We start from the raw sequence: 13412 nt of genomic DNA on the forward strand, positions 1-13412 counted from the left end.
CTAGCGCAATAGCTCGATGTGCAGGCCAGAGCCTTCGGCACTGCCGGTTTCCATCCGCGCGGCACGCACGCCCTGGGCAATCAGTGCCTGACGCCAGGCTTCGGCGTTCGCGCCGGAAATACTGACCCGCAAGGTGGTGTCCAGATTCAGTCCGCGAGAAATCAGGCGTAGCCAGGTCTCGTCAGGTGCGCTGTTCAACGTGGGAAAATCGAGCTCGCCGGTGCTCTTGAGTTCACGCAGCAAGGTCGCGGAGGTCGGCAACAACTCGCCCAGCGGTGCCGAAGCGTCGAACTGCTCGACATGCAGGTAGGCTTTGCGATTCCCCCGGGTGATGCTGTACAGCGCGACGAGCGTGTTGTCCCGTGGAGCGGCAAGTCGCAGCAGCAGATAGGCCTGTTGATCGTCGGCGCCGTACAGCTTGGCGTTGCCGAAGACTTCATTGGCCCAGAGGCTGCTTTCGCCGCAATCGCGCGCCTGGCACCAAAAGAGCAACCCGGCGTCCTGCTGTTGCAAAGCCTCGCGGGCAGCGGTGAACGCCTCGATGGATGAATGCTCCGGCGGCAACTCGTAGGTCACCGAAGTGACGTTGCCGCGAGCGCTGACCTGGCCGTCGAAACGTAACTGGCCACTGATTTTACGGATCGAGCCCAAGGGATAGATCCGCTCCAGCTCGGCGGCGGGGCGATAGTCGACAATCTGGGCGTCGGTCATGCGCGGCACTATCGGCAGGTCCTGACTGCCCGGAATATCAGCGGCGAATAACAAGGGACTGAAACTGCACAGCACCAGCAAACTGAATGAACGCATGGATAGACTCATCGGATCAGCATGGCCTGGGCACCCTTGATGACACTGGCTTCATCGGCGCGTATCGGTATCTGCAGACCACGCTGCACCGCCGGCCGGGCCTCCAGGGTTGCCATCCAGCGTTGCAACGCCGTCAAGCCCTCCACCGAGACGCCCGACCACTCGTAGCCACGCACCCAGGGAAAGGTGGCGATGTCGGCAATGCTGTACTCGCCGGCGAGGAACTCCACGCTTTGCAAACGCGTGTCGAGCACTTCGTAGAGGCGACGGGTTTCATGCTGATAGCGGTCGATGGCGCCCTGGAGTTTTTCCGGAAAGTAGCGGAAGAACACGTTGGCCTGACCCTGCATCGGGCCGATGCCCCCCATCTGGAACATCAGCCACTGCAATACCAGCGAACGTCCCTTCGGATCGGAAGGCATCAGTTTGCCAGTCTGTTCAGCGAGGTAAATCAGGATGGCGCCAGATTCGAACACGGCGAAATCGCCGTTGGCGCGGTCGACAATCGCCGGAATCCGGCCATTGGGGTTGATCTTGAGGAAGTCCGCGGACTTCTGCTCCTTTTTGTCGAAACTCAAGGCATGCACCGTGTAAGGCAGGCCGAGTTCCTCGAGCACGATAGAGACCTTGTGGCCATTCGGGGTCGCAGCGGTGTAGAGATCTATCATGGTTGTCTCCCTTTTCAACCCGCCAAGCCTCGACAGTTGCCCGGCGCAAGTCAAGGAATGGCGAAAAACCGATTGAAACAGTCTGCGACAAGATCGGCACCGGACTCGTCATTCAGGTGCAAATGGTGGCCGCCTGGCAGCTGTTCCCGGCTAAAGGGTAGACGCTCCAGCAATTCCGGGTGTTTGGCGAGCATGCCGTCGGCGGCAACCACCAGTGTTGCAGGACACTTGATCCGCTGGACGAAGGCCATGGCCTGTTCGGTTGTAAGACGCAGCGGCGATGGCAGCGTGAGGCGATTGTCGGTGCGCCAGGTGTAACCGCCCGGCACCGGCATCAGACCACGCTGCGCCAGCAGCTCAGCGGCCTCGCGGCTGACCGCCACCAGGCCCTTCATGCGCGCTTCGATGGCACGGTCGAGGGTGTCGTAGACCGGTTTGCGCTTTTCCCGCAGATCCAGTTGCGCTTGCAGGGCCATGCCCATCCGCTCGGCAGCGTTTTCAGCTTTGTCTGTAGGAGGAATGATGCCGTCGATCAACGCCAGGTGGGTGACCCGCTCGGGCATCGACCCGGCGATGATCAACGAAGCAATGGCGCCCATCGAATGCCCCATCAACGCAAATTTGCGCAGTCCAAGCTGTTCGGCGACTTGCAGCACATCGTGGGCATAGTCCCACATGGCGTAACCGGCTCCCGGCGGACGATGCCCGGAATGACCGTGACCGGCCATGTCCAGCGCGATGATGCGCAGGCCTTTGAGTTTGGGTGCCAGACGGGCAAAGCTGTTGGCGTTGTCCAGCCAGCCATGCAGGGCAATCACCGGCAAACCGTCTTCGGGACCGAACAGGTGCGCCGCCAGTTCGATGTGCGGCAGGCTCAGGCGGACCTCTTCGACGACGTGGCTCATGCGCAATCCTGTTGACGACGGCCGTCCCAGCGGTAGAACAGGCCTTTGAGCATGTCAGCGGTATCAAGGGGACGTTCCAGCGGAAACATGTGGCCGCCGGGCATGGTCAACGACTCGCCCAGCGGCAGGCGGTCGACCGAACTGGCGTGATGGCGCATCACCACGCGGCTGTTGTGCCCGCGAACCACCGCCAGTGGTACTTGCAACTGCCGGGTGCTGCCCGGGCTGGTGTGCGGCACGCCGCGATAGATGCTGATTTCCGTGGCCGGGTCGAAGCGCAGGCGCAGCTTGTCGCCGACCTGATGCAAGCCATGTTGCAGGTAGGCATCGAAGCATTCCGGGTCGAAGCCGCGAAACAGGGTTTTACCGGCGAAATACTTCCTGGCGCTTTCCAGGTCGGCGAATTCTTCACGGCGACCCAGGGTACGCCCGGCCGGCGTCAAGCGGTCGATGAAACCGAAGCGTTTGGCCGCACGAATCACCCATTGATCGGTTCGGGTCAGCACCGGCGAGTCGAGCATCACCACCCCGCGATACAACTCGGGGCAGCGCAAGGCCGCATGCAGGTGCAACACGCCACCGAAGGAGTGACCGACGCCCCACACGGGCTCGGCCTGTTGTTGCAGGTGATGGATCAGCTCATCCACCAGGTTGTACCAGTTGTCGTCCGCCGGGAAACGCGGGTCGTGGGCGTGCTGCTCCAGATGTGTCACCTGAAACTCGGGTGCCAGCGCCGCAAACAACTTGCCGTAGGTTCCCGAAGGAAAACCATTGGCGTGGGCGAAAAAGATCTGTTGCGACATACCTGCAAATCCATGAGCGAGAACAGGCGTTGATTGTCCGCAAGACCGCGTCCTACAGCAATGACCGTAACTGACAGGAATGATGACAGTCCGGTCAAAGCTATGGCTTTGGTTCAACGTGCCGGCGGCTTCTCCCCCAACGGCACCACCGCCATGGTCAGTCGCGACACGCAGCTGGCCTTACCCTCATCGCTGGTCAGGCGAATGTCCCAGACATGGGTCGTGCGGCCGATGTGAATCGGTTTGGCCACCGCCGTCACCCGTCCGCTGCGCAAACCGCGCAAATGGTTGGCGTTGATTTCCAGGCCCACGCAATAGAATTTGCTGGCATCGATGCACAGGTAGCTGGCCATGGAGCCGACCGATTCGGCCAGCACCACCGAGGCACCGCCATGCAGCAAGCCGTAGGGCTGATGGGTGCGGTGATCGACGACCATGCTGGCGGTCAGGGACTCGTCGTCAAAGGTTTCGAAACGGATGTCCAGTACTTCGCCGATGGTGTTTTTCTGGATTGCGTTCAACTGCTCGATGTTGGGAGTGGTGCGCCACAGGCTCATCGCAGGGTTTCCTAGTTGGTTTTGTTGGTGAATCAATCCTGCCACAGCACCGCTTCGCTGCGCTCGCTCCATTCCTCAAAGCGCTCACCGTAGGCCGCCTCGATCACGTTGCGCTTGATTTTCAAGGTCGGGGTGAGAAAACCGTTTTCCACGGCCCAACTGTCCTTGACCACCACCAGGCGCCGCAGTTGTTCATGCTTGTCGAGGGCGCCGTTGACCTCCTCCAGCAGTTTTTCCAGGCTCGAATGCAGGCCGGCGCGCGCGGCCCCGCCAGCGTCCTGCTGGCCGACCGCCGACAACACGCACAAGCCCAGCGGCGCACTCAAGCCATCGCCCACCACGCAGACCTGTTCGATGCGCGAATGCACGGCCAGGCGATTTTCAATCGGTGCCGGGGCCACGTACTTGCCTCTGCTGGTCTTGAAGATTTCCTTCAGGCGCCCGGTCAGGCGCAGATTGCCTTCGGCGTCCTCCTCGCCCTTGTCGCCGGTACGCAGGAAGCCGTCCTCGGTAATGGTGTCGGCGGTTTTTTCCGGCTCCCTGTAATACCCGAGCATGGTCGCACCACTGCGCACCATGACCTCCCCCGTCTCGGCGATCCGCACTTCGACCTCCGGACACGGCTTGCCGATCCAGCCCGGTTTGTTCTGGCCCGGGATGCCGATGTGGGAGTAACCACAACTCTCGGTCATGCCGTAGACCTCCAGCACATCAAGTCCCAGTTTGCGGTACCACTGCAGCAAGGTCTGCGGCACCGGAGCTGCGCCGGACAGCGCAATACGCAACGCATCCAGCCCCAACCCGGCGAGGACTTTATGCCCGACCCGTTTACCGATGATCGGCAGGCCGAGCAGGAAGTCGAGGCGTTTTGCAGGGATCTTGCTGTACACACCCATCTGGAATTTGGTCCAGATACGCGGCACGCCAAACAGTGCGGTCGGCCGCGCACGCTGCAGATCGGTGAGGAAGGTATCCAGGCTCTCGGCGAAAAACACCGTTTGGCCGGTATAGATCGACGCCAGTTCGACGAACATCCGCTCGGCAACGTGGCACAGTGGCAGGTAGGACAACAACCGGTCCGACTCGTTGAGGCCGAACAACGCAGTGCCGCGTGTGGTGGCGAACCCCAGATTGCCGAAGCTGTGCATCACGCCCTTGGGCATACCCGTGGTGCCGGATGTGTAAATGATGGTCGCCAGTTGATCGGCGGCAGGTTTCGGATCGTCCTGGATCGGCGATCTGAGTTGCAGGTCGGCCCAGCTGAAATCAAAGTCGCCGGGAGGATGCAGCGGCAGGCTGATGGTCGACAGGTCAGGGCTGATGCCACGGGACATGCCCGGCCAGTCATCGAGCTTGCCGATGAATGCCAGCGCCGCTTCCGAATGTTCGAGTACCTGGGCAACGGTCTCGGCGGTGAGGTTGGGGTACAACGGCACCGAGACATGCCCGGCCATCCAGATCGCCAGGTCGGCAATGATCCAGTGCGCACAGTTCTTCGAGATCAGGGCGATATGGCTGCCCTGCGGCAGTTCCCGCGCTCGCAACCAATGGGCCGCGCAACGGGCCTGGTGGCCGACGTCCGCCCAGGTCAAGGTCTCGACCTGGCCGCCTCCGACAGGCTGGACCAGAAAGCGCTGGCGGGGATGACGGGCCTCACGCTCGTAGAAAACGTCCAGTGGCAAACGAAAGGCAGCAGACATGCGACTCGCTCCTGTGATTTTGCTCTGGAGCAAGCGTAGTCAACCAAGCAAGTGCTTGGTTGACTATTTCATACAAAACTTTTCGGGTTATGACGTGCCTGTGGGAGCGTGGCTTGCCCGCGATGCAGGCGCCGCGGTTTATCAGGTAAACCGAGTCGATGCCTTCGCGGGCAAGCCACGCTCCCACAGAAAAGCGGTGTTAAGGGTGCTTGATGCTGTCGAGCTTCATCGACCCGATCAGTAACTCATCGCCCTTGAGTTCGGCCAACCCGGCGGTGCTGACTTTTTCCGGCGGATGCCCGGCACCATGTTGCAGGTAACTCAACAAATGCCCCACCAGCGGGTTGTGGCTGACCAATAGGACGTTGCTCACCGATACAAGTTGCTCGGCCACTTTGTCCGGGTCGGTGTCCGGGGTCAGCCAATCTACGGTGCGGATCTCGGGCTCGAAGCCCAATGCCTCGCGCACCAGTTGCGCCGTCTGCTGTGCACGCAGGTAGGGGCTGGCATAGATCGCCGTCAGCGGCTGGCCCATCAACCGCGCCGCGCTGCTCAATACTTCCTTGCGGCCGTGGTCGGTCAGTGCCCGCTCGGAATCGGGTCGCGTGCCGTAAGGCTCGGCTTCACCATGACGCAATACCCAGAGTTTCATAGCTTGGGTTCCTCATCTCGGGCCGGATGCGGTGCCGGTGCCACGACATGCGGCGCCTCACCTTCCGGTGTACGCGGCGTCGGCCAGTCGGCGAACGGCCAGGGCTTCTGGTCGCTGTGAAAGCTGCCGAAACGACCGATCTGCGCCAGAAACTGGCTCAGGCTGTCGCCGAAATTCATCAAGCTGGCGCTTGGGGCGCCATAGAACAAACGATAGATCAACTGCACCAGCACGACAGCGCCGAGGATGAACTGCGCCACTTGCCACACCAGCACGAAGACGATCATCCACAGCACCCGCAGCAGGATGGACTCGTACTTGGCTTCTACTTTTGGATCGTTCATGCGCAACTCCCTGCTTTTCTGGCAAGCGTGATTAGTTGAAACCACTGGTGGAAATAAAGTCGACGTCGGTTTTCGGCTCGCCACGCATTAACAGGCCGATGACCTGCTCCAGCGTGCGCCCCTCGAACAGGATCGCGTGCAGCCCGGCGACCAGCGGCATGTACACGCCAACCTCCTGGGCCTTGGCCTTGAGCACCTTAAGGGTGTTGACCCCTTCGGCGACTTCGCCCAGGCGTGTGACGGCCTCGTCCAGGCTCAGGCCCTGGCCGAGGGCGAAGCCGACCTGATAGTTGCGGCTCTTGGGCGACGAACAGGTCACGATCAGATCGCCCACGCCCGCCAGCCCCAGGAAGGTCATCGGGTTGGCGCCCTGATTCACCGCGAAGCGGGTCATTTCCGCCAATGCCCGGGTGATCAGCATGCTCTTGGTATTTTCGCCCATGCCCAGCGCCACTGCCATGCCAGCGATGATCGCGTAGACGTTTTTCAACGCCCCGCCCAGTTCGACGCCGAAACGGTCGGCGCTGGCGTACACACGAAAGGTACGGCCGTGCAGTGCGGCCTGAACCTGCTGGCAGAGTTCTTCGTCTTCACTGGCGACCACCGTGGCAGTCAGTGCATGTTCGGCGATTTCACGGGCCAGGTTGGGCCCGGACAGGACGCCGATACGCGCCTGTGGGGCGATCTCTTCGAGGATCTCGCTCATCAACTTGAACGTGTGGGCTTCGATGCCTTTGGTCAGGCTCACCAGCAATTTGCCGGTCAAGCGTTCGGCGTACGGCACCAGCACTGAGCGCAGCGCGCTGGAGGGCAATGCGACGAAACACAGGTCGCAGGCGTCCAGGGTGGCTTGCAGGTCGGTGACCGGCGTGACGCCGGGCAGAATCTTGATGCCTTTGAGGTAACGCGGGTTCTCGCGATTGACCCGAATGGCCTCGGCCTGTTCGGGGTCACGCATCCACTGAAGGACCTGATGCCCGTTCTCGGCCAGCAGATTAGCCACGGCGGTTCCAAAACTTCCGCCTCCCAGGACCGCAATCGGGCGCTGTTCAGTCATATGCAATCCGTTAATCCATACCAGTGGCGATGTCGGCATTATACGGGGCAGCCCATCGGCGGCCAGCCCCGACATCAAATACCTGCACCCGTAGGAAGAAGACCAATAAAACCGAGGAAAATGCAGACATCGTGAATGGAAAAGTCATTCAGCTCGGTTAACATGCGCGCCATCAATCACTGACAGGGATGTGTTGTGTCTCCGGGCTCTCCTTCACCGCATTCGCCTCTGGTACTGGCGCTGATTTTCAGCTCGCCGGTGCTGGCCGACGACTTGTTCCTTGACAGCGAACCGCTGCCACAAGTGCTCACGGCCACGCGCCTGAAGCAGTCGCCGGCGGCCGTTCCGGGAAGCATGACGGTGATCGACAGCGCCCTGATCCACGCCAGCGGTGCCCGCGACATCAGTGAACTGCTACGCCTGGTGCCGGGGATGATGGTCGGCAACATCAGTGGCAATCAAGCGACGGTGAACTACCACGGCACCAACGCTACTGAAGCGCGGCGCATGCAAGTGCTGATCGACGGGCGCTCGGTGTATCGCGCCGGCCTGGCCACCGTCGACTGGAGCGACATTCCGGTGGCCATGGAAGACATCGAGCGCATCGAAGTCTTCCGTGGGCCGAATACCGTCAGCTACGGCGCCAATGCCCTGATGGCGGTAGTCAACATCATTACCCGGCGGCCGGCCGACAGTCACGGTACGCGCATGAAGGTCACCCAGGGCCAGCGCGGCATCAACGATTTTTACGCCAGCCAGGGCACGGGCTGGGAGGATGGTGACATGCGCCTGTCCCTGTCTGGCCAGCAAGACGATGGCTTCGACACCGACCGAACCGGCGCGCACTACCATGACAGTCGTCGCCTCGATCGCTTCAATCTCGCCGTCAGCCAGAGCCTTGACGAACGGCAAAGCCTCGATTGGCAATTGAATGCCAAGGACGGCACCAACCAGCGGCCCTATACCTACCGCCCGGTGTTCTCGGGGATCACCCGTGCGGGTGACAATTCCGATGTCACCGCCAAGGACTACGCCGGGTCATTGCGCTGGAACCTGGATATCGATCCCGATCACAGCCTTTATATCCAGGGTTCGGCCCAACACTGGGATCGCCAGCAAACCTGGCGCGCCTGCGACGCTGAAATTTCGTTCAGTCCGCAACTGACCGAACTCTGGCAATTGAACCCGAACTACACCGGACGCCTGGCCCGCAACATCACGCGCTTCATCGGTCCTGGTGCGCCGGCCGGCACGCCCGCCGAGCAGGCGCTGGCCAACCAGGTACTCGATCAATGGCGCAACGGCGCGAGCCAGACCGTTTGCGGCGACATCGACCAGAGCACCCGGGAATCGCGCTACGACCTCGAACTGCAGGACACCCTGAGCCTTGCCGATAACCTGCGACTGGTCAGCGGGATGAACTATCGTTACGACCGGGCGGATTCCGAGACCTACTTCAATGGCACTCTCGATGACACGATCTGGCGGGCGTTCGGCCAGTTCGAGTGGCGTGCCAGCGAACACTGGCTGCTGCAAGGCGGTGCCATGTTCGAGGACAGCCGGTTGACCGGCAGCTCGCTGACACCTCGCATGGCGGTCAACTACCTGATCAATCCGCGCAACGGCCTGCGTGCGGTGTACTCCGAGGCCATCCGTTCGCCGGACATGTTCGAGAACAACGTCAACTGGAGTTATCAGGTCACCAACCTCAGGCCCGGTGCCTTTGGCCAGTCCAGCGCCCGCTATTTCGTCAAGACCCGTGGCCCCGGCGACCTCGATCAAGAGCGCATGCGCTCCCGGGAGCTGGGCTACAACGGTTATTTTCCCGAACCGGGGCTGGCGCTCGACGTGAAGCTGTTCGACGACGAAATCACCGGCATGATCAGTGAACCCCTGCGCAACAATCAGTACATCGCCAGCAACGCCAACAAAGCGCGTTTTACGGGAGCCGAAGCCCAGCTCGACTGGCGTGTCGGCAGCCTCGATCGCCTGCGATTGACCTATGCCTACGTCGATGCCGACGCCAGCAACCCGCTGGATGCCAGACAGACTGCAAGCAACAGTGGTTCGGCCGGATGGCTGCGGGATTGGGGCCAAGGCTGGAACAGTGCGCTTTTCTATTATGGCGATGACACCCTCAACGGCTACCGCTTCGAACGGGTAGATGCGCGCCTCGCCAAACGTATCGCCTTGGGCAAGGCCAGCCTGGAACTGGCCGGAGTGCTCCAGCAACGGCTGGACAATCAGCCAACCACCTTCATCGACAACAATTATGACCAGCGCCACGTGATGTATTTCAGCACAGAGCTGGAGCTTTAAGATGCCGTATCGTCCAGCCTGCACAATGCCGACCCTGGGCCGGCTGCTGGCAGGACTTTGCCTGTTGCTAAGCGGCCTGCTGGGCAGCCTGGCGAGTAACGCGGCCGACATTTTGCTCACGGGGGCCGAAGACAGCCCCGGTGTGCGAGCGTTTACCCAGGCCCTGAGCGAATTGCGCCCACGCGATACCGTACGATTCCAGACACTGGCCAGTTTGCCGATACCGGACAAACTGCCGGAAAACATCCGCTTGATACTGCTCGACCTGCCCAGCCTCGACTGGCGCCTGCAGGCCCCCCAGGGCCCGGCGACACTGGTGTTGCGCATCAGCCGCCTGCAAGCCCGGCAACGCTTGAACAACACCCTGCCTGCGCGCCTTTCCCTGCTATGGAGCGATCCACCACTGGACCGCCAGTTGCGCTTGACCCGCACGCTGTTGCCCCAAGCCAGACGCATCGGCGTGCTCTACGACACCCACAGTGAATTCCTCTTGAATGAGCTGCGTCAGGCCGCCCTCCCCTTGGGTCTGGAAGTGGTCACCCAGCGCTGGGACAACATTCACGACAGTCGTCCATTACATGCCCTGCTGAATAACAGCGACGTGTTGCTGGGCCTGGACGATGCCGACCTGTACAACCCGCAAACCGCAAAGAACCTGCTGCTGAGCAGCTACTCACGGCAAATGGCGCTGATCGGACCCAACGCAGGTTTCGTCAAGGCCGGAAGCCTGGCCAGCACCTACAGCGATCAGAGCGACTGGCTGGCGATCCTCGACGAATTGCTTGACCGGCCACCGGCCACCTGGCCGCGCACGCACTATCCCCATCGATTCAAAGTCGCGAGCAATCCGCAGGTGGCACGTTCATTGGGTATCGAAGAGATAAACGACGCGTCGGTCGCCACATTGCTGGCTGAAGGAGAACGCCGCCCATGAACCTGCGCCGTCGCTGGGACATCAATACTCGCACCCAACTCATCAGCCTCGGCCCTGCTCTGCTGCTGACCTTGTTACTGATCAGCTTCTTCACGTTCGTGCGCATCCAGGATCTGCGTCAGGAAATCACCCACACCGGCCAGTTGATCGCCAATCAACTGGCTCCGGCCACCGAGTACGGAGTGATTTCGGGCAACATCGAAGTGCTCGAAACTTTGCTCAAGGCCACGCTGGCCACGCCCAACGTGAGCTTTCTGGAAATCCAGGACAGCGCCAGCCGGGTTCTGGTGTACGTCGAACAACCGAGCGAACACCACAATCGCGCGCAACAGCTCGAAGTGTTCCAGGCACCGATACGGCTCCAGCGCATCGCGTTGCACAATGATTTTTTCCAGAGCAGCAAAACCGCCAGCGCGGCCCCCACCGAAGACTATCTCGGCCGGGTGATCGTCGGGCTGTCCAACGATGCCTTCAGCCGGCGCCAACAGGAAATCATGCTCAAGGCCGCCATTCTGGCACTGTTTGCCCTGCTGTTTACCTTCTTCGTGGCCCGGCGTCTGGCGGGCAGCCTGTCGCGACCGATCCGTGATATCGGCAATGCGGTCAAGGCGATCCAGGACGGCGACTACAAAACACCGCTGCCGATTGTCGACGACACCGAGCTGGGGGCGCTGTCGCAACATATCAACAACCTCGCCAGCGGTCTCGAGCAGGCCAGCCGCGAACAGCATCAGGCCATGGCGCAGTTGATCCAGACCCGCGAAGAAGCGGAAAAGGCCAACAACGCCAAATCCGACTTCCTCGCCATGATGAGCCATGAACTGCGCACGCCAATGAATGGCGTACTGGGCATGCTGCAGTTGCTGGAAACCACCGACATGACCGAGGAACAGCTGGAGTACGCAGCGCTGGCCTCGGAATCCACCGAGCACTTGCTCAAGGTCATCAACGACATCCTGGATTTCTCGCGGATCGAACGTTCGGAGCTGGAACTGGAGCACATTGCGTTCAACCTCGTCGAACTGATCGGCAGTTGCGCCCAGTCGTTCCAGCACAGCGCCGCGCAACGCGGTCTCGACCTGCAACTGATGGTCCCCGATGACATGCGCGGCTTGCAGGTCAAGGGCGACCCGACGCGTATCCGGCAGATACTGGTCAACCTGATCGGCAATGCGCTGAAGTTCACTGAACAAGGCCGCGTCACCATCGAGGCGCAGTGGCAGTCGCTGGACCACGAGTTGCTGTGGTTCACCTGCACCGTGCGCGACAGCGGCATCGGTATCCCGGCGCAAAGCCTGGAATTGATGTTCAACGCTTTCCAGCAGGCCGACAGTTCCATTTCAAGGCGTTACGGCGGCACAGGGCTGGGCCTGCCGATTGCCCGTACCCTCGCCGAGCGCATGGGTGGCACTTTGCGCGCGCAGAGTGAGGAAGGCCGCGGTTCGGTATTCACCCTGGAAATTCCCCTGGCACTGCACCAGCAGGCGCAGCCACTGTTGCCCCCACGCACGCAAACCGGCAACAGCGACGGCGAAGGGCGCAATGTGCTGCTGGTCGAAGACAACCCGGTCAACCAGACGGTCATCGAAGCCATGTTGCGCAGCCTGGGCTTCAAGGTCAGTGTCGCCGCCGACGGCGCGCAGGCGGTACGCAGTGCCGAGAGCCTGATTTTCGAAGCGATCCTGATGGATTGCCGCTTGCCGATCATCGATGGCTATGCAGCCACCCGACAAATCCGCAAGCTACCCGGTTGCACCGACCTGCCGATCATCGCCCTGACCGCCAATGCCTTGCAGGGTGACCGCGAAGCCTGTTTGTCGGCGGGGATGAACGATTACCTGGCCAAGCCGTTCAAACGGACTGATCTGCAGCAAATTCTGCAGCGATGGGTGCAGTAGTACAGGCCTTTCGAGCATCTGCGACTGGCGTGAAAGGCGAAAGTGCGGCAGTCTTAGGCACCCGAACAGGCCCGAAAAGGGGCTTGAATAATAATTTCAGTGCACAAGTGTACATTCATGTCCTTGGTGCTGTGACTTTCACCACAACGCAATAGTCTATGAGTAGGCTGCCGGTTCGAGGCATGAACGCTTCGATCGGCCGGGAAGATTTGCCCCACCTGCCGCATGGGACTATTGAGGAGCTCGCATGACCAAACAAAACGCCTTTACCCGGGAAGACCTGCTGCGCTGCAGTCGCGGTGAGCTGTTCGGCCCTGGTAACGCGCAACTGCCCGCCCCGAACATGCTGATGGTTGATCGCATCACCCTGATCAGCGAAGAAGGTGGCAAGTACGGCAAAGGTGAATTGGTCGCCGAGCTGGATATCAATCCGGACCTGTGGTTCTTCGCCTGCCACTTCGAAGGCGATCCGGTGATGCCGGGCTGCCTGGGCCTCGACGCCATGTGGCAACTGGTCGGCTTCTTCCTGGGCTGGCAAGGCCTGCCGGGCCGTGGCCGTGCGCTGGGTTCGGGCGAAGTGAAATTCTTCGGCCAGGTTCTGCCGACCGCCAAGAAAGTCACCTATAACATTCATATCAAGCGCGTCCTCAAGGGCAAGCTGAACCTGGCCATCGCCGACGGTTCGGTGACTGTCGACGGTCGCGAAATCTACACCGCCGAAGGCCTCCGGGTCGGCGTGTTCACCTCCACTGACAACTTCTAAGGGTT

13 protein-coding genes are annotated in these 13412 nt (G+C 61.1%); 4 read left to right on the forward strand and 9 right to left on the reverse strand.

Translation table 11 applies throughout. The features are described 5' to 3' along the window. From AC3ITY_RS25425 to AC3ITY_RS25465, 9 genes are all read right to left on the reverse strand, one after another. Positions 1-807, reverse strand: coding sequence for a DUF4892 domain-containing protein (locus AC3ITY_RS25425; RefSeq protein WP_489305698.1), 807 nt, complete (start codon positions 805-807; stop codon positions 1-3). A gap of 8 nt (positions 808-815) precedes the next feature. Then, positions 816-1475: a glutathione S-transferase family protein gene (locus AC3ITY_RS25430; protein ID WP_489305699.1), complete on the reverse strand. Its 660-nt coding sequence runs from the start codon at positions 1473-1475 to the stop codon at positions 816-818. A 50-nt stretch (positions 1476-1525) separates the two neighbouring features. Then, complete coding sequence (locus AC3ITY_RS25435; protein ID WP_489305701.1) at positions 1526-2380, reverse strand: alpha/beta hydrolase; 855 nt, start codon at positions 2378-2380, stop codon at positions 1526-1528. Further along, entirely contained in the window at positions 2377-3183 is an 807-nt protein-coding gene (locus AC3ITY_RS25440; RefSeq protein WP_150754038.1) for an alpha/beta fold hydrolase, read from the reverse strand. The genes AC3ITY_RS25435 and AC3ITY_RS25440 overlap by 4 nt, the downstream gene beginning before the upstream one ends. A gap of 113 nt (positions 3184-3296) precedes the next feature. Continuing rightward, entirely contained in the window at positions 3297-3740 is a 444-nt protein-coding gene (locus AC3ITY_RS25445) for a hotdog fold thioesterase (protein WP_489305703.1), read from the reverse strand. A gap of 32 nt (positions 3741-3772) precedes the next feature. Beyond that, on the reverse strand, positions 3773-5440 hold the full coding sequence (locus AC3ITY_RS25450; protein WP_489305705.1) for an AMP-binding protein: 1668 nt from the start codon (positions 5438-5440) through the stop codon (positions 3773-3775). A gap of 199 nt (positions 5441-5639) precedes the next feature. Further along, positions 5640-6092, reverse strand: coding sequence for a phosphohistidine phosphatase SixA (gene sixA, locus AC3ITY_RS25455; RefSeq protein WP_489305707.1), 453 nt, complete (start codon positions 6090-6092; stop codon positions 5640-5642). Continuing rightward, positions 6089-6436: a DUF4389 domain-containing protein gene (locus AC3ITY_RS25460; RefSeq protein WP_007974561.1), complete on the reverse strand. Its 348-nt coding sequence runs from the start codon at positions 6434-6436 to the stop codon at positions 6089-6091. The genes sixA and AC3ITY_RS25460 overlap by 4 nt, the downstream gene beginning before the upstream one ends. A gap of 31 nt (positions 6437-6467) precedes the next feature. Beyond that, a complete protein-coding gene (locus tag AC3ITY_RS25465; RefSeq protein ID WP_489305709.1) occupies positions 6468-7493 on the reverse strand; it encodes an NAD(P)H-dependent glycerol-3-phosphate dehydrogenase in 1026 nt (341 codons plus the stop codon). A gap of 195 nt (positions 7494-7688) precedes the next feature. Here AC3ITY_RS25465 and AC3ITY_RS25470 point away from each other — a divergent pair, with 195 nt between their 5' ends. The 4 genes from AC3ITY_RS25470 to fabA all read left to right on the forward strand — a co-directional run bounded on the left by AC3ITY_RS25470 (position 7689) and on the right by fabA (position 13407). Continuing rightward, complete coding sequence (locus tag AC3ITY_RS25470) at positions 7689-9812, forward strand: TonB-dependent receptor plug domain-containing protein (RefSeq protein WP_489305711.1); 2124 nt, start codon at positions 7689-7691, stop codon at positions 9810-9812. A 1-nt stretch (position 9813) separates the two neighbouring features. Further along, positions 9814-10746 carry an ABC transporter substrate-binding protein gene (locus tag AC3ITY_RS25475; RefSeq protein ID WP_489305713.1) on the forward strand — a complete coding sequence of 311 codons (933 nt, stop codon included), beginning with the start codon at positions 9814-9816 and terminating at the stop codon, positions 10744-10746. Then, positions 10743-12644, forward strand: a complete 1902-nt coding sequence (locus AC3ITY_RS25480; protein WP_489305715.1) for an ATP-binding protein — start codon at positions 10743-10745, stop codon at positions 12642-12644. Before AC3ITY_RS25475 ends, AC3ITY_RS25480 begins: the two co-directional genes overlap by 4 nt. Before the next feature lie 247 nt (positions 12645-12891). After that, a complete protein-coding gene (fabA, locus tag AC3ITY_RS25485; RefSeq protein WP_003227150.1) occupies positions 12892-13407 on the forward strand; it encodes a 3-hydroxyacyl-[acyl-carrier-protein] dehydratase FabA in 516 nt (171 codons plus the stop codon). The last annotated feature ends 5 nt before the right edge of the window (positions 13408-13412 follow it).

The sequence above is a fragment of the Pseudomonas sp. GL_091 genome, from assembly GCF_057837725.1.

Bases quoted from the DNA above. Each gene is read 5' to 3' on its own strand.
- AC3ITY_RS25425 (WP_489305698.1), bottom strand. From the start codon at position 807: ATGCGTTCATTCAGTTTGCTGGTGCTGTGCAGTTTCAGTCCCTTGTTA.
- AC3ITY_RS25430 (WP_489305699.1), bottom strand. From the start codon at position 1,475: ATGATAGATCTCTACACCGCTGCGACCCCGAATGGCCACAAGGTCTCT.
- AC3ITY_RS25435 (WP_489305701.1), bottom strand. From the start codon at position 2,380: ATGAGCCACGTCGTCGAAGAGGTCCGCCTGAGCCTGCCGCACATCGAA.
- AC3ITY_RS25440 (WP_150754038.1), bottom strand. From the start codon at position 3,183: ATGTCGCAACAGATCTTTTTCGCCCACGCCAATGGTTTTCCTTCGGGA.
- AC3ITY_RS25445 (WP_489305703.1), bottom strand. From the start codon at position 3,740: ATGAGCCTGTGGCGCACCACTCCCAACATCGAGCAGTTGAACGCAATC.
- AC3ITY_RS25450 (WP_489305705.1), bottom strand. From the start codon at position 5,440: ATGTCTGCTGCCTTTCGTTTGCCACTGGACGTTTTCTACGAGCGTGAG.
- sixA (WP_489305707.1), bottom strand. From the start codon at position 6,092: ATGAAACTCTGGGTATTGCGTCATGGTGAAGCCGAGCCTTACGGCACG.
- AC3ITY_RS25460 (WP_007974561.1), bottom strand. From the start codon at position 6,436: ATGAACGATCCAAAAGTAGAAGCCAAGTACGAGTCCATCCTGCTGCGG.
- AC3ITY_RS25465 (WP_489305709.1), bottom strand. From the start codon at position 7,493: ATGACTGAACAGCGCCCGATTGCGGTCCTGGGAGGCGGAAGTTTTGGA.
- AC3ITY_RS25475 (WP_489305713.1), top strand. From the start codon at position 9,814: ATGCCGTATCGTCCAGCCTGCACAATGCCGACCCTGGGCCGGCTGCTG.
- AC3ITY_RS25480 (WP_489305715.1), top strand. From the start codon at position 10,743: ATGAACCTGCGCCGTCGCTGGGACATCAATACTCGCACCCAACTCATC.
- fabA (WP_003227150.1), top strand. From the start codon at position 12,892: ATGACCAAACAAAACGCCTTTACCCGGGAAGACCTGCTGCGCTGCAGT.